Genomic DNA, 19,757 nt, shown 5'->3' on the forward strand with positions numbered 1-19,757 from the left:
ATGGGGGCCAGCCAAGTCAGCAAAGGAAGCATGATGACCCGCCGCGATATCCTCAACGACCCCGCCATCGGCAACAAGGCCGAAGCCTTTGAGGCCTTTGACGACATCCCCACCAACGCGAACCTGTCGCGCACCATCGGCGATGTGATCAACGCCCGCTATGGCCGCCGCGACATCCTGCGCGGCATGCTTGGGGTTTCCGCCACCACCGCGCTTTTCGGCACCGCCGCCGCCATCGCCCCGTCCAAGGCCCGCGCCGCCGAGAGCCGCTATGTCTTTGACGAACTGGCATGGGGCAATGATGAAACCCACCACGTCGCCCCCGGCTATGATGCGCAGATCCTGCTGCGGTGGGGCGATCCGATCACCGCCGACGCGCCCGAATTCGACGTGATGAACCAAACCGCCGCCGCGCAGCTCAAACAGTTCGGCTATAACAACGACTACGTGGGCTTCGTGCCGCTGAACGAAGACGGCAGCCGTGGCCTTTTGTGCGTGAACCACGAATACACCAACGAAGAGGTCATGTTCCCCGGTCTGGGCCGTCAGGACAAGGTGCACTTCAAAGGCATGACGCCTGAGTTGATCGACATCGAGATGGCCGCCCACGGCGGCTCTGTCGTCGAGATCGCCCGCGACGATGCGGGCAAATGGCAGGTGGTGCGCGATGGCAAGATGAACCGCCGCATTACCCCGCTCGACACCGCGATGACGCTGAGCGGCCCTGCCGCCGGTCACGCGCGGATGAAGACCAACGACGATCCTAGTGGCACCCAGGTCATCGGCACGCTTAACAACTGCGCGGGCGGGCTGACCCCTTGGGGCACATGGCTAATGGCCGAAGAGAACTTCCACGGCTATTTCTGGACCGACAAGCTGGACGCCGAAGGCAAGCCCGACATCACCGGTGCCGCGGAGGAGAAATCATGGGACCGCTACGGTGTGCCGGGCATGTGGTACGCTTGGGGCCAGAAACACGACCGTTTCAACGTCGACGCCGAACCCAACATGCCCAACAAATTCGGCTGGGTGGTTGAGGTCGACCCGATGGACCCGACCTCGACCCCCGTCAAACGCACCGCTCTGGGCCGTTTCCGCCATGAGGGCGCCGAGACCACGGTCAGCAAAGATGGCAAGCTGGTGGTCTATATGGGCGACGACAACCGCTTTGACTACCAGTACAAATACGTCTCCGAAGGCACCGTTTCCGATGATCCGGCGGCCAATGGCGCTCTGCTGGACGAGGGTACGCTCTATGTCGCGCGCTTTGAAGAGGACGGCACGATCAACTGGCTGCCGCTGGTGCATGGCACCGGACCACTGACCGCCGAGAACGGCTTTAACGACCAAGGCGACGTGATGATCGACACACGCATCGCCGCCGACCTGCTGGGCGCCACCCCCATGGACCGCCCCGAAGACGCGCAGCCGCGCGGCGATGGCACGGCCTATATCCTGCTGACCAACAACACCAAGCGCAAGGAAGGCGACACCAACGCCGCTAACCCGCGCGCCGACAGCAGTTTTGGCCATATCATCGAGATCAAGGAAGAAAACGCCGACCACGCCGCCACCAGCGGCACTTGGTCGATCCTCGTGAAATGCGGTGACCCAAAGGTTGCCGAGGTCGGCGCGCAGTGGAACCCCGAAACGTCGGAAAACGGCTGGTTCGGCAGCCCCGACAACGCCGCGATGGACGCCGACGGGCGGCTCTGGATCAGCACCGATCAGGGCAGCAGCTGGGGCAAGACCGGTAAATCCGACGGGCTTTACGCGCTAGAGACCGAAGGCGAGGCGCGCGGCACCTCAAAGCTCTTCTTCCGCTGCCCCGTGGGCGGTGAGATGTGCGGCCCCTACTTCACCGAGGATGGCGAGACGCTTTTCGTCGCGGTGCAGCACCCCGGTACGGACGGGACCAAAGACATCCCCGGTTTCGAGCGGGAAAGCACCTTCGAAGACCCAGCTACCCGCTGGCCCGACTTCGACACCAAGATGCCTCCGCGCCCGGCGGTGGTTGTCATCACCAAAGAGGGCGGCGGTAAAATCGCCGTCTGATCAGAATTCTATAAAAGTTATTTCAGCATGTAAGATGTGGTGCAGCTTCCCCAGCTGCACCACTTTTTCGTTTCGGCGCTAGGCTCAATCCGACAGGCAAGCGGCCATGTTCTCTGCCATGCCGCGCAGCAGATCGGCATAGAGCGCTGCGCCCGGTTCCAGATCAGCCCCCAGCGGATCGAGCGTGCCGGTCCCGGTGCCCTGCCCTTCGGTCACGGCGGCGATCAGGCCGGGGTTGAACTGCGGCTCGGCAAAGACGCATTTCGCGCCGCTCTCGGCCACCAAGTCGCGCAGTTCAGAGACCCGCGCCGCGCCGGGCGCGCGGGCGTCATTCTCGCTGATGGCGCCCCGTGCTTCGATGTCAAAACGCGCTTCGAAATAGTGGTAGGCATCATGGAAAACGATGAAGGGGCGGCTTTTAACCGGGGCGAGGGTCTCGGCGATGTCCTCTTCCAAGGCGGCAAGCTCGGCCTGCGCCGCGGCGGCGTTCTCACGGTACTGTGCGGCGTTGTCGGGGTCTAGCTCGGCCAACGCCTCGGCGATCTGGCCCAGCCAAAGCTGACCGTTCTGCGGATCAAGCCAGACGTGGGGGTCAACGCCGCTATGCGCATGAGCCTCATCATGCCCGTGATCGTCATGTCCTTCGTCAGGCGCTGGCGCGTCATGTCCTGCGTCGTCCTGTCCTGCGTGACCGTGCGCGTCGTGGTCATGCCCTTCGTGACCATGCTCCTCATCGTCATGCTCTTCGTGGTCATGCTCCTCATGCGCCTCGTCACCATGGGCGTCGTGACCATGCGCGTCGTGATCATCCCCCTTTTCGGGATGCTCCTCCGCCCCGCGGCCTTCATCGCCGTGATCATGGGCTTCGAATGTCGCCCCCTCACGGAACGCCAAGACGCGGGTGCCCGGCTGCTCCAACAAGGCCAGATGGCTCGCGCTGCTGGCAAGAGATTCCAGCGGATCGGCCAGCCAAGGGGTCAGCAACGGGCCGACCCAGACGACCAAGTCCGCCCCGCTCAGCGCCCGCGCCTCGGAAGGGCGCATCGCATAGCCATGTGGCGAACTGCGCGGCGGCACGATGAGGTCGGGCGTGCCAACCCCTTCCATCACCTGAGACACCAGCGCGTGAACCGGGGCGATATCCGTGGCGACTGCGGGCACATCCGCCCAAAGCGGCGATGCGGCAGAGGCAAGAATGGCAGCGGGGAGCGTGAAACGATACATGGCAGACCTTAAAAATGTTATAGTATCACCTTGCTACCACCGCTGTTATAACATATCAATACCCAAACGAATTGAGGTCCCCTATGAGCGCCATCGAATTCCGCGATCACGACCACGCTGCTTGTATGCGCAGCACCATGCAGGCCGCCGAAGCACAATGCGCCGCGCGCGGGCTGCGGCTGACGCCGGTGCGCCGCCGCGCGCTTGAAATTTTGCTGTCAGAGCACCGCGCTTTGGGCGCCTATGACCTCTTGGCCCATCTCTCGGCCGAAGGCTTGGGCGCGCAGCCCCCCGTCGCCTATCGCGCCTTGGATTTTCTGGTCAAAGCCGGGCTGGCCCATAAGATCGAAGCGCTCAACGCCTATGTCGGCTGCGTGCATCCGGGCGAAGACCACGCGCCCGCCTTTCTGATCTGCCGCAGTTGCCGGTCGGTGGCAGAGGCCGAAACCTCCCCCACCAAAAGCCGCCTTGGCGATGCCGCCCGGGCCGCAGGCTTCCGCATTGAGCGCAGCGTGGTCGAGGCCGAGGGCCTTTGCCCCGCCTGTCAGGAGACCGGCGCATGAGCCTGATTGAGACCCGTGGCCTGACCCTGCGCCACGACGGGCAAACCGCCCTGCGCGATGTGAACTTCAACATCGAACCGGGGGAGATCGTCACGATCGTCGGCCCCAACGGATCGGGCAAATCCAGCCTGCTGCGGGCGCTGATCGGGGCGCTGAAACCGGCGGCGGGCAAGGTGTCCCGCAAATCGGGGCTGCGCATCGGCTATGTGCCGCAGAAGTTGCAGATCGATGCCACCCTGCCGTTGACCGTGCGCCGTTTCGTCAACCTGCCGCGCCGCCAAAAGCCCGAGGCGATCCGCGATGCCCTTGCCACCGCTGGCGTACCGGAACTGGCCGAGCGGCAGATGGTCGACCTTTCCGGCGGGCAGTTCCAGCGCGTGTTGCTGGCCCGTGCGCTGCTGGAGAAGCCCGATCTGTTGATCCTCGATGAGGCGACCCAAGGGCTGGATCAACCCGGCTCTGCCGCCTTTTACCGCCAGATCGAAACGGTGCGCCAAGACTTGGGCTGCGCCGTGCTGATGGTCAGCCATGATCTTCACGTCGTGATGGCCGCCAGTGACCGGGTGCTCTGCCTCAATGGCCATGTCTGCTGCGAAGGCACGCCCGAAACCGTGGCTGACGCGCCTGAATACCGCGCGCTCTTCGGCAGCGGCACCCAAGGGGCGCTGGCGCTTTACCGCCATGATCACGACCATCACCACCACCATCACACCCATCACCACGGCGACGCATGTGATGGGCACCACAAAGAGACCGAGAATGCTTGACGAATTTATTCTGCGCGCAGCGCTTGCCGGGCTTGGCGTAGCGCTGGCCGCCGCGCCCTTGGGCTGTTTCGTGATCTGGCGGCGCATGGCCTATTTCGGCGATGCCACCAGCCACGCGGCCTTGCTAGGCGTGGCCTTGGCGCTGGCGACCGATCTGCCGATCACCGCAGGCGTGCTTTTGGTGGCGCTGGTGATGGCGCTGGTGATCAGCACGCTCTCGGGTCGCAATGTCAGCGCCGATGCGCTTTTGGGCGTCATGGCCCATTCCGCGCTGGCGCTTGGGTTGGTGGCCGTGTCCCTGCTGCCGGGGCAGCGGGTTGATCTGTCGTCTTACCTTTTTGGGGAAATCCTTGCTGTCACCCGCTTCGACCTTGCCGTCATTTGGGGCGGTGCGCTGGCCGTGGCGCTGCTGTTGGCGTGGCGCTGGTCTGCGCTGCTGGCCGCCACGTTGAACCCGGACCTGGCGCAGGCCTCCGGCGGGAACCCGAAACGCGAGCAATTGATCCTGACACTGGCACTGGCGATCATGGTGGCCGTGGCCATCAAGGTCGTGGGCGCACTGCTCATCGCCGCCATGCTGATCATCCCCGCCGCCACCGCCCGCCCCTTTGCCCGCACGCCTGAGACTATGGCGATTTGGGCGATGGGACTGGGCGCTCTGGCGGCGTTGGGCGGGCTGATGGCATCACTGGAATTCGACACGCCGACAGGGCCCAGCATCGTCAGCATCGCCGCAGGTCTCTTTGCGCTCTCCTCGGCCTTTTCGGCGGCGCTTCCGGCGTTGCGCCGCCGCGGCTGACCCCGGCGGCGGGATCGCTTAGCGCGAGATCACCGCATCGGCTTCGATCTCAAGTTTGGCGTCATCCTCGACCAATTCGGCGACGACCACCATTGCCATGGCCGGGAAATGCTTGCCCATGACCTCACGATAGGCGCGGCCCACGTCCTTTTGCGCGGCAAGGTATTCTTTCTTATCCGTCACATACCACGTCAGACGGGTGATATCTTCGGGCGTGCCGCCAGCAGCTTCGACCACCTCGCGGATGTTTTGCAACGCCTGTTTCATCTGGCCGATAAAGTCATGGCATTCGAACTTCTGCTCGGCGGTCCAGCCGATCTGACCGCCGACGAACAGGTGACCATCCGCGCTCAGCACGCCGTTTGCATAGCCCTTCGCGGGGGCCCAGCCTTCGGGCTGAATGATTTGATGCGACATGTCGTGTTCCTTTTTGTTAACAGTCACACGCCGAGAAATTGATCGGCGATTTGGGAATCGAGCGCGGGCATCGGGCCAGACCAGACCGAGCGGCCACGTTCGAGAATGACGGCGTGATCGGCCACGCGGCGCAGCTCGGCGAGGGATTTGTCCACCACCAAAAGCGCCAGCCCGCTGTCGCGTTTAAGCTGCGCCACAGCGGCCCAGATTTCTTGGCGCACCACGGGGGCCAAGCCCTCGGTCGCTTCATCCAGCAGCAGCAATTTCGGGTTGGTCATCAACGCACGGCCAATCGCCAGCATCTGCTGCTCCCCGCCCGAAAGCGAGCCTGCCGCCTGATCGCGCCGCTCCCCCAGCCGTGGGAAAAGCGCCGTGACCCGCGCCTCGTCCCATGCACCGGGGCGAGCGGCGGCGATGAGGTTTTCGTGCACCGTCAGCGGCGCGAAACAGCGCCGACCCTCGGGCACCAGACCCACCCCGGCCTGCGCGGCGCGGAAACTGGGCAGGCCCGCGATGTCGCGCCCGTCAAAGCGCAGCCCACCGCCATCGTGTTTCAGCATCCGGCAGATCACCTTGATGGTCGAGGATTTGCCCATCCCGTTGCGCCCCATCAGCGCGCAGACCTCGCCTGCCTCTAGCGACAGATCGACGCCAAAAAGCGCCTGCGTCGGCCCGTAGGAGGCAGTGATGTCGTTCAACTCCAGCAAGCTCATGCCGCGTCCTCCTCGCCCAGATAGGCCACGCGGACCTGCGGATCGGCCTTGATCTCGGCCGCCGTGCCGCTGGCGATGATCTGGCCATAGACCAGCACCGAAATGCGGTCCGCCAGCGCGAAAACCGCGTCCATGTCATGTTCCACCAGCAGGATCGGCGCCTCGCGGCGCAGCCCGTCGAGAAAGCCGGTCATCTCCTTAGAGCCGCTGGCCCCGAGCCCCGCCATCGGTTCGTCCATCAGAAACACCTTGGGCCGCAGGGTCAGCGCCACGGCGACTTCAAGCTGGCGACGTTGCCCATGCGACAGGTCCGCGGTGCGCTTGGCCGCGTGATCCGCGAGGCCTACCAACTCTAAGGCGCGCATCGCCTCTTGCCGCAACTTCTGCTGCCGCATCACCGGCGCGAAGAAACGCATCACCCGGCCCGATTGCCCAAGCGCGCCCAGCACCGCGTTTTGCAGCACCGTATATTCCATCGCCAGCGAGGAGATCTGGAAGGTCCTCCCCAGCCCCGCCCGCGCACGCTGCACGGTGGTCATCGGCGTCACGTCCTGTCCGGCAAATTGGACCGATCCGCTGTCCGATCGCAGCCCGCCCGCGATCTGCTTGATCAGCGTCGACTTGCCCGCCCCGTTGGGGCCGATAAGCGCGTGGATTTCGCCCGTCCGCAGGGTGAGGGAGACATCATCAGTCGCCTTCAACGCGCCAAAGCTTTTGTGCAGGTTGCGCACGTCCAACAGCACATCTGTCATCCCTTCAGTCATGGGCCACCTCCCGTCCAGCAACGAGGCCGATCATGCCGCCGCGCGCAAAGAGCACCACCAGCAACAGCAGCAGCCCCAGATAGATGTGCCAGAACTCCGACAGCCCGCCCAAGACATGCTCAAGCAAGATGAATAGCGCCGCCCCGGCCACCGGGCCAAAGAGCCGCCCCACCCCGCCAAGGATCACGAAGATCATGATCTCACCAGAGGTCTGCCACGAGAACATCGTCGGGCTGACGAAACGGTTGAGATCGGCAAAAAGCGCGCCCGCCAGCCCTGTCACCGCCCCCGAGATGACAAAGGCCACCAGCCGCAGCCGGAAGGGCGCGAGACCCACGGCTTCGACCCGCTCGGCATTCTGCCGCGCCGCCGACAGCGCAAGGCCAAAGGGCGCCCGCGCCAGACGCCCCGCAAACAGCAGCACCAGCGCCAGCACCGCAAAGGCGATGGCAAAGAAGGTCAGCGGATCAAGCGTGTTCAGCCCCGGAAAGCCGTTGCGCACATAAATCGAGAGCCCGTCCTCGCCGCCATAGGCGGGCCATGAGATCGAGAAGTAGAACAGCATCTGCCCGAAGGCGAGCGTGACCATGATGAAATAGACGCCCGAGGTGCGCAAAGACAGCGCCCCGATCAGCAGCGCAGCAAGACCAGAGACCACGATCGCCACCAGCCAGATCACCGGCATCGACTTGGTGCCTTCGATCAGAAATGGGCTCTCCATGATCGGTGTGTAGCTCTGCGCATGGGCGGCGAGAATACCCATGGCATAGCCGCCGATCCCAAAGAATGCCGCATGGCCAAAGCTCACCAGCCCGCCGAGGCCGAGCGCGATGTTCAGCCCCACGCCCGCAAGGGCGAGGATCGCCGCCTTGGTGGCCAGCGTGATGATGAATGGCTCGTCCAACGCGAAAGCCGCCAACGCCGTCACCGGCAGCAGCAGGAAGAGAAAGAGGTTTACGAGTTTTTCGCGCATCATGGCTCAGGCCTCCCCAAAGAGGCCGGTGGGTTTGAACAGCAAGACCCCCGCCATCAGAATGTAAATCGACATGGAGGCGAGCGAGGAGCCGACGGACGTGGCCGCCGAGGCCTCCATGAAATTCGCAAAAAAGAGCGGCAGCAGGACAGAGCCAAGCGTATCCGTCAGCCCCACCAACAGCGCCCCGATCAGCGCGCCCTTGATCGAGCCGATGCCGCCGATAACGATCACCACAAAGGCAAGGATCAGCACCGGCTCCCCCATGCCCACCTGCACCGACTGGATCGCGCCCACCAGCGCACCGGCGAGACCCGCAAGGGCGGCCCCAAGGGCGAAGATCAGCGTGTAGAGTTTGGCGATATCGACCCCAAGCGCTGCGATCATTTCGCGGTCGGCCTCACCTGCGCGGATCTGGATGCCGATGCGCGTGCGGGCGATCAGCAGAAACAGACCTGCAGCAATCACCAGCCCGACGCCGATGATCACGAGCCGGTAGAGCGGATACTGGATGCCGCCCGGCAGGGTCACAGGCCCCGCCAGCGCGGAAGGAATGTCGAGAAACAGCGGGAAGGAGCCAAAGAGAAACCGTGTGCCTTCTGAGAAAATCAGGATCAGCGCAAAGGTCGCCAACACTTGGTCAAGGTGGTCGCGGTCATAGAGCCTGCGGATCACCGTCATCTCGATCAAGCAGCCCGCCAGCGCCGCCGCGGCCAAGGCCGCCACCAGCGCCAAGAGGAACGACCCCGTCGCCGCCGCAACCGCCGCGGCGGCAAAGGCACCGACCATGTAGAGCGAACCATGGGCGAGGTTAATGAGCCCCATGACCCCGAAGATGAGCGTGAGCCCCGCGGCCATCAAAAACAGCATGACCCCGGATTGGACTCCGTTCAACACCTGTTCAATCAGCAGGATGAGTGACATTTGGCAAAGCCTCCCGGCGCGCCGGACGCGAGGACCGGCGTGAAAGCGTTGATACGTCGGCCCCGGCGCGCCAATTCAGCGCCCGGGGCCGCGCGGGATTACATTTTGCAGTCAGCCGCGTAGGCATCCGCGTGATCGGTCAACGACGGGCCGATCAGCTTGTTGGTATAGACACCACCCTCTTTGACCACTTCGCGCACGTAGTAGTCTTGGATCGGGTGGTTGTTGTTACCGAACGAGAATTTGCCCCGCACGCTGTCGAAATCAGCCTCTTTCAGCGCCGCGCCAAAGGCTTCGGCATCCGACACATCCGCCTTCTCCATCGCGCTTAGCAGCAGGTTCGCGGTGTCATAGCCCTGACTGGCGTAGAGCGACGGCAGACGGTCGTATTCCTCTTGAAAGGCTTCGACGAAGGTCTTGTTGGCTTCGTTATCAAGATCCTTGTTCCACTGGCTGGTGTTCTTGATCCCAAGAGCGGCCTCGCCCACGGCCTGCAAGATGCCTTGGTCAAAGCTGAAGGCCGGACCCACGACGGGCAGATCCACGCCCGAGTTGGCATATTGCTTGAGGAAGGAAATCCCCATCCCGCCGGGCAAAAAGAAGAACACGCTGTCAGCGCCCGAGGCACGGATCTGCGCGATCTCGGCGGCATAGTCGGTTTGGCCCAGATCAGTATAGACCTCGCCGGCCGCTGCACCGTCATAGGTCCGTTTGTAGCCCGTCAGCGCGTCCTTGCCCGCAGGATAGTTCGGCGCCAGCATGAAGGTGTTTTCATAGCCCGTGTCATTGGCATAAGCGCCCGCTGCTTCGTGCAGGTTGTCGTTTTGCCATGCCACGTTGAAGTAAAGCGGGTTGCAGCCTTTGCCCGCCAGCGCCGAAGGGCCTGCGTTGGGCGAGAGGTAGAATTTGCCCTGCGCCGTCGCCGCGGGCACCACGGCCATGGCGAGGTTGGACCAGATGATGCCGGTCATCACGTCGACCTTCTCGGACTGGATCATCTTGTCGGCCAATTGCACTGCAATCTCGGGCTTGCGCTGGTCGTCTTCGACCACGACCTCAAGGTTCTCGTTCCCGGCCATCTTTGTGGCCAGCATAAAGCCATCGCGCACGTCGATGCCAAGGCCCGCGCCGCCGCCCGAGAGGGTGGTGATCATGCCGACCTTCACCTTACCCTCTTCGGCCCATGCGCCGCCTGCCGCCAGTGCCGCGACCGAGGCCGCCATCACAAGTGATTTCATCTTCATTTCAGTCTCCCTTGGTTGGTTTGGGCCTCTTGTCCGGGCCCGTTCTATTGGGTCGTATCGCCAGCTTAGCGAGTGCGCCTGACGCTGTCAGGTCACCCGCGCGCGGGTCTTGTATTTTTCGTTATCCCAGAGACGGTTCTCCATTACATCGCGGATAATCGCGACCGCTTTGGAGACATCTTCGGCGTCGATATAAAGCGGCGTGAAGCCAAAACGCATGATGTCGGGCGCGCGGAAATCGCCGATCACGCCGCGGTCGATCACGGCCTGCATCGCGGCATAGCCTTCGTCAAAGCGGAACGACACCTGACTGCCCCGCTCGGCGCTGTTGCGCGGGCTGGCCAGGGTCAGCTGCGGCACGTCGCGCTCGATCTCTTTGATAAACTGCTCTTGCAGCGCGATAGAGGCCGCGCGCAGTTCTTGCATGTCCACATCCGCCCAAAGCTCCATCGCCACTTCAAGCGCGGTCAACTGGATCACCGGCGGGGTGCCGACGCGCATCCGCTCGATCCCCTGTCCGGGCTGGTAGCTCTGCTCAAAAGCGAATGGCTGGCGGTGCCCCAGCCAACCGGCCAGCGCCGGTTGCACTTCGTCGGCCAGATCGGGGCGGACGTAGATGAAGCCCGGCGCACCCGGCCCGCCGTTGAGGTATTTATAGGTGCAGCCCACCGCGAATTCGCAGTTACTGCCCGCAAGGTCCACCGGCAGCGCGCCCGCTGAATGCGCCAGATCCCAGATCATCACCGCGCCATTTGCATGGGCCAATTCGGTGATCGCCTTCATGTCGTGCCTGCGGCCAGTGCGGTAGTCGACCTCGGTCAGCATCAACGCGGCGATGTCCTCGCCGATGGCCTCCGTCACCTCTTCTGGCGCTACGGTGCGCAAATCATAGCCCTGCTCCAAAAGCCCCACCAGCCCCTCGGCCATATAGAGATCCGACGGGAAGTTGCCGCTGTCCGACAGGATCACCCTGCGTCTCGGGCGCAGCTTCACCGCCGAGGCCAGCGCCTGAAAAACCTTGATCGACAGCGTGTCGCCCATCACGACCGAGCCTTCTGGCGCGCCAACGATCCCGGCAACCATATTGCCAACGCGGGCGGGCTGTTCCATCCAACCGGCTTGGTTCCAGCCGCGGATCAACATCTCACCCCATTCAGCAGTGATCATCTCCTGCACACGCACGGCGGCGGCCTTGGGCAATGGCCCCAGCGAATTGCCGTCGAGGTAGATGACGCCCTCCGGCAGGATGAACTGATCTTTTTTCAAAACAGACACTTACATTGCTCCTCTCACATGCCAAAGCTCGGGGAAAAGCTCCACCTCAAGCATTTTGCGCAGATAGGTCACCCCAGCAGTGCCGCCGGTGCCGCGCTTAAAACCAATGATACGTTCCACGGTGGTGACGTGGTTGAACCGCCAACGCCGGAAGTAGTCTTCGAGATCGACCAGTTTTTCCGCCAATTCGTAAAGTTCCCAATGGGTTGTCGGGTCTTCATAAACCTGTTTCCACAGGGCTTGAACCTCGGCCTTCGGCTGCCAAGCCTGCGGCTCGGGGCTGCCGGCAAGCGAAGGCTCCCCCAGCCGTGTGCAAAGCAGATCAATCGCCACCTGATAGAGGCTCGGCTGCTGCATCTCCGCCACAAGCGCTGCATGGGGTTCGGGCGTGTGTTCATGCAGTTTGGTCAGCGCCGCGATCCGGTTGCCCAGCAGGTATTCGATCAGACGGTACTGGTAGGACTGAAACCCAGAAGAGGCACCAAGGTGCGGACGGAACTGGGTATATTCGCTCGGCGTCATGGTCCGCAGCACGTCCCAAGCCGAATTAAGCTGCTCGAAAATCCGTGCCACACGGGTCAACATCTTGAAACTCTGGCGCAATTCCCCGGCCTGAAGCGCCTTTCGGCAGGCGGTCAACTCATGGATCGCCAGCTTCATCCATAGCTCCGAAGTCTGGTGCTGGATGATAAAAAGCAGCCCATCATGCGCCATGTCGAGCGGATTCTTGGTGGTCAGGATTTGGTCCAGCCCGAGGTAATCGCCATAGGATTTGTCCTTGGCGAAATCCATCTTGGCGCCTTTGGAGGCTTCGTCGAAACTGCTCATGTATCCTCTCTCAGCGCGAAACGCTGGATCTTGCCGGTCGCGGTTTTGGGCAGTTCTTTGATGAAACGAATGTCGCGCGGGTATTTATAGGGTGCGATGGTCGCTTTAACATGATCCTGCAATATCTTGATAGTATTGGCGTCTTCGGCCGTTCCGTCAACCAGAACCACATGCGCCTGAACGATAGAGCCGCGCGCGTCATCCGCGGCGGCGACCACCCCGCATTCGCTGACGCAAGGATGGCTCAACAGCGCCGCTTCGACCTCCGGCCCGGCGATATTGTAGCCAGAACTGATGATCATATCGTCGTTGCGGGCGGCGAAATGCAGATAGCCGTCCTCGTCCATGGTGAAACTGTCGCCGGTGATGTTCCACCCGTCCTTGACATAATCCGCCTGCCGCTTGTCGATCAAATAGCGGCAGCCGATTGGACCCCGCACGGCCAGACGGCCTACCTCGCCGCGCGGCACCTCGTTTCCGTCGGCGTCAATCACCCGCGCCTCATAGCCCGTGACGGGCTTGCCGGTGCAAGCGGCGCGGTGGTCGTCGAAGCGGTTCGAGATGAAGATATGGAGCATTTCCGTCGCGCCGATGCCGTCAAGCATGGGTTTACCGGTCTTTTCCTGCCACTCGTGATAAACCGGTGCAGGCAGCGTCTCTCCGGCGGAAACGGCAGCGCGCAGGCTGCTGAGGTCCGCGCCCTCTTCCATCGCCTGCAACATCGCGCGATAGGCGGTCGGCGCGGTGAAACAGACGGTGGCTTTGTACTTCTCAATGATTTCGATCATGTTGGGCGGGCTTGCGGTCTCCAAAAGCGTCGCGGCGGCCCCGAAGCGCAGCGGGAAAACCGCGAGGCCACCAAGGCCAAAGGTAAAGGCCAAGGGCGGCGAGCCGACGAAAACATCCCTTGGCGTGACGTTCAGCACTTCGCGCGCATAGCCATCTGCGATGATCAGAAGATCGCGATGAAAATGCATTGTTGCCTTAGGGTTACCGGTGGTTCCTGAGGTAAAACCCAAGAGCGCCACATCGTCCTGCGCGGTGTCCACCGGCTCGAACTGCACCGGTTTTTCCAGCGCGAGACGGTCCAACTCGGCGTCGTGGTTGCTGGTGCCGTCGAAACCCGCGACCGTTTTGAGGAATTTGGAGGTTTTCGCGCATGCCGTCATCTCATCCATCAACCGCGTGTCGCAGAGCGCGTGGGTGATCTCGGCCTTGTCGACGATGGCCGCAAGCTCGCCCGCGCGCAGCATCGGCATGGTGTTGACCACCACCGCCCCCGCCTTGGTCGCCGCCAACCAGCAGGCCACCATCGCGGGATTGTTGGCCGAGCGGATCAACACCCGGTTGCCGGGTTTCACCCCCAAATCCTCGACCAGCGCGGAAGCCAGACGGTTGGTCCAGTCAGCTAGCTCCTTGTATGTGCGCCGGCGCCCGTTGCCGATCAGTGCGGTGTGGTCGCCAAACCCTTTTTCCACCATCTTGTCAGTTAGTTCTACGCCGACGTTCAGGCGATCGGGATAGTCGAAGCGGTCCAACAGCAAGTCTGGCCACTGGTCGAAGGGCGGCAGGTTTTCACGGGCGAAGGTGTCTTCATGTCCGGTCGGGTGCAGTTTCATGACATGGCTCCCAAAGTCTGGCGGGCGATGACAATACGTTGCACGTCCGACGCGCCCTCGTAAATGCGCAAGGCCCTGATTTCGCGGTAAAGTCGCTCCACTGCCTCGCCATTGCGCACGCCGTCGCCACCGTGCAATTGAACGGCCTTGTCGATCACCTTTTGTGCCTGATCCGTGGCGAAAAGCTTGGCCATCGCCGCCTCGCGGGTGACGCGCGGCGCGCCGCTGTCTTTTGTCCAAGCGGCGCGGCAAACCAGCAAAGCGGCGGCATCGACGTCAAGCGCCATGTCCGCGATATGGCCCTGCACCAGTTGCAATTCGCTCAGCGGCGCGCCCTGTACCTGACGGCTGGTGACGCGCAAAAGCGCCTCGTCCAGCGCACGGCGGGCAAAGCCGAGGGCGGCGGCGGCGACGGTGGAGCGGAAGACATCCAGCACCGACATGGCAATGGCAAAGCCGCGCCCCGCCTCACCCAAAAGCGCCGAGCCGGGTAGTTTCACGCCATCGAAATGCAAGGTGGCCAGTGGATGCGGCGCCATAACCTCTAGCCGTTCCTCGACCCTAAGCCCCGGTGTGTCGGCGGGCACGATGAAGGCCGACAACCCCTTGGCGCCCGGTGCCTCTCCGGTGCGGGCGAAGACAGTGTAGACATCCGCGATGCCGCCGTTGGAAATCCACGTCTTGCGCCCGTTGAGCACATAGCCGTTGCCGTCTGGCGTGGCTGTCATGGTGGAGTTTGCCACGTCTGAGCCGGACTGCGGCTCGGTTAGGGCAAAGGCCGAGATAGCCTGCCCTGAGCGGGTCTTGGGGAGCCATTCGGCCTTTTGCTCATCACTCCCGAAAAGTGAGATCGCGCCGGTGCCAAGCCCCTGCATAGCAAAGGCAAAATCCGCCAATCCGTCGTGGCGCGCCAGCGTTTCGCGGATCAGGCAAAGGCTGCGCACATCAAGCACCTCGTCCCCCTCCGCGCCGCTGTGGCGCAGCCAGCCGTCTTGGCCCATCATCGTTACCAGATCGCGGCAGGCCCCATCGGTGTCGCCGTGATCCACGTTCTTCAACTCGCGTGCCGCCCACTCATCCAAAGCCAGCGCCAACTCCTTGTGGCGTGGCTCAAAAAAGGGCCAGTCGAGAAAACTTTTGTCAGCCATGGTTTACGCCTCCCCGCGTATTTATCTTTTGGCTATTCGTGGCTCAGTCCCCTTCGAAGACCGGGCGTTCCTTGGCGACGAAAGCGTTGTAGGCGCGTTCAAAATCGCCCGTTTGCATGCAGATCGCCTGTGCTTGCGCCTCGGCTTCGATCGCCTGTTCGATGGACATCGCCCATTCTTGGGCCAACATCGTCTTGGTCATCATATGCGCGAAATTCGGGCCGGCTTGGATTTTCTGCGCCAGCTTTAGCGCCTCACCTTCCAGCGTCTCACCTGTCACCAGCCGGTTGTAGAAACCCCAGCGTTCCCCTTCTTCGGCAGACATGGCGCGCCCGGTGTAGAGCAGTTCGGCCGCCCGTGTCTGGCCGATGATGCGCGGCAGGATCGCGCAGGCGCCCATGTCGCAGCCCGCAAGACCCACGCGGGTGAACAAAAAGGCGGTCTTGGCCTCAGCCGTTGCCAGCCGCAGGTCCGAGGCCATGGCGATGATCGCGCCCGCGCCCACGCAGACGCCATCGACGGCGGCAATGACCGGCTTGCCGCAGTTCACAATGGCCTTGACCAAATCGCCGGTCATGCGGGTGAAACGCAGCAGTTCTTTCATGTTCATGCGGGTCAAAGGACCAATGATATCATGCACATCTCCGCCGGAGCTAAAGTTTCCGCCGTTGGAGCCAAAGATCACCACATCAACGTCATCGGCATAGACCAAATCGCGGAACCAGTCGCGCAGCTCGGCGTAGCTGTCGAAGGTCAGCGGGTTCTTGCGGTCAGGCCGGTCAAGCCGCACGGTGGCGATCCGGTCTTTGATTTCACATTGGAAATGCGTCACATCACTGCGCATTGGCTTTTTCCTTTTCTTCCGTTTGGGCGGCGAAAGCCTGCAGGCGGGCCGCCATGGCGCGGGCTTCCTCGGAGGAGATTCCGCGCAGTTTTTCGTTGATCCAGTCTTCATGCGCCTGCGCTTGGCGGGCGAATTGCGCCGTGCCCGCGGGGGTCAAGCGCAGCATCATCGCGCGGCGGTCGCCGGGTACCGGGATGCGTTCGACCAGCCCCTCCTCGCTCAGACGGTCGGCGATGCCGGTGACATTGCCGTTAGACACGCGCAGCACGCCCGAAAGCTGGCTCATCTTCAGCCCTTCGGGATGGCGCGAGAGGGCCGACATTACGTCGAACCGCGGCAGCGTCGTGTTATGCTCGCGCCGCAGCGTATCGCGCAACTCTTGCTCCAGCCCCCGCACAACTTTCAGCAGCCGCAGCCAGAGGCGCACGCGATCCTTGGCCACATCGCTCATACTTCGCCCCCCGATAGCGCGAGCGCGTGGCCGTTGACCGAAGCCGCGGCATCCGACAGCAGGTAGAGCACAGCACCTGCGACCTCGGAGGTTTCGACAAAGCGGTTCTGCGGGCTGGCGCGTTTCAGCAAGGCGCGGGCCTCCTCGGCGCTTTTGCCGGTGGTCACCGTGATATTCTCGACCGAGCGTTCCAAGAGCGGCGTGTCGATGAAGCCCGGGCATATTGCGTTCACCGTGATGCCCGTGCGCGCCAGTTCCAACGCCAGCGCGCGGGTCAGACCGACGACCCCATGTTTCGCCGCGACATAGCCCGCAACGTAAGGATAGCCCTTGAGCCCCGCGGTGGAGGCCACGGCGATCAAACGCCCCTGCCCGGCGTCTTTCATCTCCGACAGCGCGGCCTGCCAGACGTTGAAGACGCCGGTGACGTTCACCGCCATCATATCATTCATGTCCTCTGCGGTGATCTTGTGGAAGGGCGCGGAATGCGCCGCGCCCGCATTGGCGATGACGCCGGTGATCGGGCCATTCTCGGCGCGGGCGGCGGCAAAGGCCGCTTGCACGGCATCCGCATCGGTCACGTCGCAGGTCTGAAACGGCAGGCCCTGATCGCGCAGCGGCCCCTCGCGGCGGCCCATGATGGTGACCTTGGCGCCGGTTTTGGCCACCGCATGGGCGATCTCGGCCCCAACGCCAGTGCCGCCGCCGGTGATGACGATATGGCTCATACTTTCTCCATCTCCGCCGCGCGGTCTGCCAGACGCCATGCCTGATCGCGGCCCGGGCCGTAGGGCAGCGGCCAATCGGCGTGGCGGTCGCCGATGGCGGCCGCGGCGTGCAGGGTCCAATAGGGATCGGCCAGATGTGGCCGGGCAAGGCAGACCAGATCGGCACGCCCCGCCATCAGGATCGAGTTCACGTGGTCGGCCTCATAGATGTTGCCCACGGCCATGGTCTTGATGCCGCCATCGTTGCGGATGCGGTCGCTGAACGGGGTCTGGAACATGCGGCCATAGACGGGCTTGGCCTGTTTCGAGGTCTGGCCTGCCGAGACGTCGATGATATCGGCCCCCGCCTCACTGAACATACGAGCGATTTCAACGGCTTCGTCGGGGGTCACGCCGTCTTCTTCGACCCAGTCGTTGGCCGAGATGCGCACCGCCATCGGCTTGCCTTCGGGCCAAGCGTCGCGCATCGCTTTGAACACCTCAAGCGGGTAGCGCATGCGGTTTTCAAGACTGCCGCCATAGGCATCCTCGCGCTGGTTCGACAGCGGCGAGATGAAGGACGAGATCAAGTAGCCGTGTGCCGCATGCAGTTCGACCATGTCGAAGTTGGCGCGCTCGGCCATGCGGGTGGCTTCGACGAATTCGTCGCGGATTGTGTCCATGTCCGCGCGCGTCGCCGCTTTGGGCAGGGCATTGTTGTCCGACCACGGGATCGCGGAAGCCGAGATGATGTCCCAGTTGCCCGCCTTGAGCGGCGCATCCATCTCTTCCCAACCCAGTTGGGTGGAGCCCTTGCGGCCCGAGTGGCCAATCTGGCAGCAAATCTTCGCCTCGGTCTCGGCATGAACGAAATCGGTCAGGCGTTTCCACGCGGCCTCGTGCTCAGGCGCATAAAGGCCCGGACAGCCCGGCGTGATGCGGCCCTCGGGCGAGACGCAGGTCATCTCGGTATAGACCAGCCCCGCGCCACCCTTGGCGCGTTCGGCGTAATGCACGAAATGCCAGTCGGTCGGGCAGCCATCGACGGCCTTGTACTGCGCCATGGGCGAGACGACGATGCGGTTTTCGAGCTTCATGTCACGCAGTTGAAACGGCGCGAACATCGGCGCGCGGACGGGGCCATTGCTGTCGGCACCCGCTTGGTCGAGGAACCATTTCTCGGCTCCTTCCAGCCACTTGGGGTCACGCTCGCGCAGGTTCTCGTGGCTGATCCGCTGGCTGCGGGTCAGCATGGAGTAGTTCAACTGCACCGGGTCCAGATCGAGGTAACGCTCAACATCCTCGAACCATTCTACCGAGTTGCGCGCCGCCGATTGCAGGCGCAGCACTTCAAGGCGGCGGGCTTCTTCGTATTTCTCGAAGGCGGTGGTCAGGTCTTTGTCGTCGCTGACATGTTTCGCCAGCGAGATCGCAGATTCCAGCGCCAGTTTCGTGCCCGACCCGATCGAGAAATGCGCCGTGGCCGAGGCATCGCCCAGCAGCACAACATTCTGGTGGCTCCACTTTTCGCAAAGCACGCGAGGGAACTTGATCCAAGCCGAACCGCGGATGTGGCTGGCGTTGGTCATCAGTTTGTGGCCGTCGAGGTGGTCCTTAAAGATCTCTTCGCAGATCGCGATGGTCTCTTCTTGGGTCTTTTCACCAAATCCATAGGCGTCAAAGGTGTCTTGGCTGCATTCGACGATGAAAGTCGCCGTGTCTTTGTCGAACTGATAGGCGTGGACCCAGATCCAGCCTTTGTCAGTCTTTTCAAAGATGAAGGTAAAAGCGTTGTCGAATTTCTGATGCGTGCCGAGCCAGACGAAGGGGCAGCGGCGCACGTCGATGTCTGGCTTAAAGGTTTCTTCGAATTCCATCCGGGTTCTGGAGTTCAGACCGTCGGAGGCGACCACCAGATCGTAGTCATCCATGTATTCGGAGGCATCCTTGACCTCGGTCTCGAACTGCAGGTTCACGCCCAACGCGCGCGCCCGCTCTTGCAAGATCAGCAGCAGCCGCTTGCGCCCAATACCGCAGAAACCATGGCCGGTGCTGTGGATCACGTTGCCCTTGTGGTGCAGGGCGATATCGTCCCAATAGGCGAAATGGCTGCGGATTTCGCGTGCCGAGACGGGGTCGTTAACCTCAAGATTATCCAGCGTTTCATCCGACAGCACAACGCCCCAGCCGAAGGTATCATCGGCGCGGTTGCGTTCCAGCACCGTCACATCGGCCTCGGGCTGGCGCAGTTTCAGCGAAATCGCGAAGTACAGCCCCGCAGGACCGCCGCCAAGACAGATTGCACGCATCGAAATTCCCCTCTGGTTCGCTTTGGAACGGAGCCTAGGCTGAGTCGCTTTTTCGTTCAAGGATAAATATTTTAGGTTTGAAGTAATTGGGCGGTCTCACGGCTGACAGGGCATCGGACGCATTGAACCCGCA

General features: G+C 62.7%; 19 protein-coding genes. 4 read left to right on the plus strand and 15 right to left on the minus strand.

Features of this window, described 5'->3' with window-relative positions:
• Positions 1-33 precede the first annotated feature (33 nt).
• Positions 34-2,055, plus strand: coding sequence for a PhoX family protein (locus A3722_RS06990; RefSeq protein WP_067628376.1), 2,022 nt, complete (start codon positions 34-36; stop codon positions 2,053-2,055).
• An 84-nt stretch (positions 2,056-2,139) separates the two neighbouring features.
• Here A3722_RS06990 and A3722_RS06995 read toward each other — a convergent pair whose 3' ends face one another.
• Complete coding sequence (locus A3722_RS06995; RefSeq protein WP_067628377.1) at positions 2,140-3,279, minus strand: zinc ABC transporter substrate-binding protein; 1,140 nt, start codon at positions 3,277-3,279, stop codon at positions 2,140-2,142.
• Between the two features lie 83 nt (positions 3,280-3,362).
• Here A3722_RS06995 and A3722_RS07000 point away from each other — a divergent pair, with 83 nt between their 5' ends.
• The 3 genes from A3722_RS07000 to A3722_RS07010 are packed head-to-tail and all read left to right on the plus strand — an operon-like array spanning position 3,363 to position 5,408.
• Positions 3,363-3,842 (plus strand): Fur family transcriptional regulator, encoded by a 480-nt coding sequence (locus tag A3722_RS07000; protein WP_067628380.1) that lies wholly within the window; start codon positions 3,363-3,365, stop codon positions 3,840-3,842.
• Complete coding sequence (locus tag A3722_RS07005; RefSeq protein ID WP_067628381.1) at positions 3,839-4,609, plus strand: metal ABC transporter ATP-binding protein; 771 nt, start codon at positions 3,839-3,841, stop codon at positions 4,607-4,609. The genes A3722_RS07000 and A3722_RS07005 overlap by 4 nt, the downstream gene beginning before the upstream one ends.
• Complete coding sequence (locus tag A3722_RS07010; protein WP_201721977.1) at positions 4,602-5,408, plus strand: metal ABC transporter permease; 807 nt, start codon at positions 4,602-4,604, stop codon at positions 5,406-5,408. Before A3722_RS07005 ends, A3722_RS07010 begins: the two co-directional genes overlap by 8 nt.
• An 18-nt stretch (positions 5,409-5,426) precedes the next feature.
• On the opposite strand, the gene A3722_RS07015 is transcribed toward A3722_RS07010, so the two are convergent.
• The 14 genes from A3722_RS07015 to A3722_RS07080 all read right to left on the minus strand — a co-directional run bounded on the left by A3722_RS07015 (position 5,427) and on the right by A3722_RS07080 (position 19,624).
• Entirely contained in the window at positions 5,427-5,825 is a 399-nt protein-coding gene (locus A3722_RS07015) for a RidA family protein (RefSeq protein WP_067626271.1), read from the minus strand.
• Positions 5,826-5,848: 23 nt separating this feature from the next.
• Positions 5,849-6,538 carry an ABC transporter ATP-binding protein gene (locus tag A3722_RS07020; protein ID WP_067626269.1) on the minus strand — a complete coding sequence of 230 codons (690 nt, stop codon included), beginning with the start codon at positions 6,536-6,538 and terminating at the stop codon, positions 5,849-5,851.
• Complete coding sequence (locus tag A3722_RS07025) at positions 6,535-7,290, minus strand: ABC transporter ATP-binding protein (protein ID WP_067626273.1); 756 nt, start codon at positions 7,288-7,290, stop codon at positions 6,535-6,537. The genes A3722_RS07020 and A3722_RS07025 overlap by 4 nt, the downstream gene beginning before the upstream one ends.
• Before the next feature lie 4 nt (positions 7,291-7,294).
• Positions 7,295-8,278 (minus strand): branched-chain amino acid ABC transporter permease, encoded by a 984-nt coding sequence (locus A3722_RS07030; RefSeq protein ID WP_067626267.1) that lies wholly within the window; start codon positions 8,276-8,278, stop codon positions 7,295-7,297.
• Between the two features lie 3 nt (positions 8,279-8,281).
• Complete coding sequence (locus A3722_RS07035; RefSeq protein WP_067626265.1) at positions 8,282-9,199, minus strand: branched-chain amino acid ABC transporter permease; 918 nt, start codon at positions 9,197-9,199, stop codon at positions 8,282-8,284.
• A 98-nt stretch (positions 9,200-9,297) separates the two neighbouring features.
• Positions 9,298-10,443 (minus strand): ABC transporter substrate-binding protein, encoded by a 1,146-nt coding sequence (locus A3722_RS07040; RefSeq protein ID WP_067626264.1) that lies wholly within the window; start codon positions 10,441-10,443, stop codon positions 9,298-9,300.
• An 87-nt stretch (positions 10,444-10,530) separates the two neighbouring features.
• The gene (kynU, locus tag A3722_RS07045) at positions 10,531-11,718 is read right to left on the minus strand and encodes a kynureninase (RefSeq protein ID WP_067626262.1); all 1,188 of its coding nucleotides are present in this window, start codon (positions 11,716-11,718) and stop codon (positions 10,531-10,533) included.
• A complete protein-coding gene (locus A3722_RS07050) occupies positions 11,719-12,546 on the minus strand; it encodes a tryptophan 2,3-dioxygenase (protein WP_067627963.1) in 828 nt (275 codons plus the stop codon).
• Positions 12,543-14,165, minus strand: coding sequence for an AMP-binding protein (locus A3722_RS07055; RefSeq protein ID WP_067627966.1), 1,623 nt, complete (start codon positions 14,163-14,165; stop codon positions 12,543-12,545). Before A3722_RS07055 ends, A3722_RS07050 begins: the two co-directional genes overlap by 4 nt.
• Positions 14,162-15,313 (minus strand): acyl-CoA dehydrogenase family protein, encoded by a 1,152-nt coding sequence (locus A3722_RS07060; protein WP_067627968.1) that lies wholly within the window; start codon positions 15,311-15,313, stop codon positions 14,162-14,164. The genes A3722_RS07055 and A3722_RS07060 overlap by 4 nt, the downstream gene beginning before the upstream one ends.
• A 43-nt stretch (positions 15,314-15,356) precedes the next feature.
• A complete protein-coding gene (locus tag A3722_RS07065; RefSeq protein WP_067627972.1) occupies positions 15,357-16,157 on the minus strand; it encodes an enoyl-CoA hydratase family protein in 801 nt (266 codons plus the stop codon).
• Positions 16,147-16,608: a MarR family winged helix-turn-helix transcriptional regulator gene (locus tag A3722_RS07070; RefSeq protein ID WP_067627975.1), complete on the minus strand. Its 462-nt coding sequence runs from the start codon at positions 16,606-16,608 to the stop codon at positions 16,147-16,149. The genes A3722_RS07065 and A3722_RS07070 overlap by 11 nt, the downstream gene beginning before the upstream one ends.
• Positions 16,605-17,336, minus strand: a complete 732-nt coding sequence (locus tag A3722_RS07075; protein ID WP_067627978.1) for an SDR family NAD(P)-dependent oxidoreductase — start codon at positions 17,334-17,336, stop codon at positions 16,605-16,607. The genes A3722_RS07070 and A3722_RS07075 overlap by 4 nt, the downstream gene beginning before the upstream one ends.
• Complete coding sequence (locus A3722_RS07080) at positions 17,333-19,624, minus strand: bifunctional salicylyl-CoA 5-hydroxylase/oxidoreductase (protein ID WP_067627981.1); 2,292 nt, start codon at positions 19,622-19,624, stop codon at positions 17,333-17,335. The genes A3722_RS07075 and A3722_RS07080 overlap by 4 nt, the downstream gene beginning before the upstream one ends.
• Between the last annotated feature and the right edge of the window lie 133 nt (positions 19,625-19,757).

Source organism: Sulfitobacter sp. HI0027 (assembly GCF_001634775.1).
Classification (GTDB): domain Bacteria; phylum Pseudomonadota; class Alphaproteobacteria; order Rhodobacterales; family Rhodobacteraceae; genus Sulfitobacter.

Coding starts and splice junctions, on each gene's coding strand:
- A3722_RS06990 (WP_067628376.1), top strand. CDS start 34: ATGACCCGCCGCGATATCCTCAACGACCCCGCCATCGGCAACAAGGCC.
- A3722_RS06995 (WP_067628377.1), bottom strand. CDS start 3,279: ATGTATCGTTTCACGCTCCCCGCTGCCATTCTTGCCTCTGCCGCATCG.
- A3722_RS07000 (WP_067628380.1), top strand. CDS start 3,363: ATGAGCGCCATCGAATTCCGCGATCACGACCACGCTGCTTGTATGCGC.
- A3722_RS07005 (WP_067628381.1), top strand. CDS start 3,839: ATGAGCCTGATTGAGACCCGTGGCCTGACCCTGCGCCACGACGGGCAA.
- A3722_RS07010 (WP_201721977.1), top strand. CDS start 4,602: ATGCTTGACGAATTTATTCTGCGCGCAGCGCTTGCCGGGCTTGGCGTA.
- A3722_RS07015 (WP_067626271.1), bottom strand. CDS start 5,825: ATGTCGCATCAAATCATTCAGCCCGAAGGCTGGGCCCCCGCGAAGGGC.
- A3722_RS07020 (WP_067626269.1), bottom strand. CDS start 6,538: ATGAGCTTGCTGGAGTTGAACGACATCACTGCCTCCTACGGGCCGACG.
- A3722_RS07025 (WP_067626273.1), bottom strand. CDS start 7,290: ATGACAGATGTGCTGTTGGACGTGCGCAACCTGCACAAAAGCTTTGGC.
- A3722_RS07030 (WP_067626267.1), bottom strand. CDS start 8,278: ATGATGCGCGAAAAACTCGTAAACCTCTTTCTCTTCCTGCTGCTGCCG.
- A3722_RS07035 (WP_067626265.1), bottom strand. CDS start 9,199: ATGTCACTCATCCTGCTGATTGAACAGGTGTTGAACGGAGTCCAATCC.
- A3722_RS07040 (WP_067626264.1), bottom strand. CDS start 10,443: ATGAAGATGAAATCACTTGTGATGGCGGCCTCGGTCGCGGCACTGGCG.
- A3722_RS07050 (WP_067627963.1), bottom strand. CDS start 12,546: ATGAGCAGTTTCGACGAAGCCTCCAAAGGCGCCAAGATGGATTTCGCC.
- A3722_RS07055 (WP_067627966.1), bottom strand. CDS start 14,165: ATGAAACTGCACCCGACCGGACATGAAGACACCTTCGCCCGTGAAAAC.
- A3722_RS07060 (WP_067627968.1), bottom strand. CDS start 15,313: ATGGCTGACAAAAGTTTTCTCGACTGGCCCTTTTTTGAGCCACGCCAC.
- A3722_RS07065 (WP_067627972.1), bottom strand. CDS start 16,157: ATGCGCAGTGATGTGACGCATTTCCAATGTGAAATCAAAGACCGGATC.
- A3722_RS07070 (WP_067627975.1), bottom strand. CDS start 16,608: ATGAGCGATGTGGCCAAGGATCGCGTGCGCCTCTGGCTGCGGCTGCTG.
- A3722_RS07075 (WP_067627978.1), bottom strand. CDS start 17,336: ATGAGCCATATCGTCATCACCGGCGGCGGCACTGGCGTTGGGGCCGAG.
- A3722_RS07080 (WP_067627981.1), bottom strand. CDS start 19,624: ATGCGTGCAATCTGTCTTGGCGGCGGTCCTGCGGGGCTGTACTTCGCG.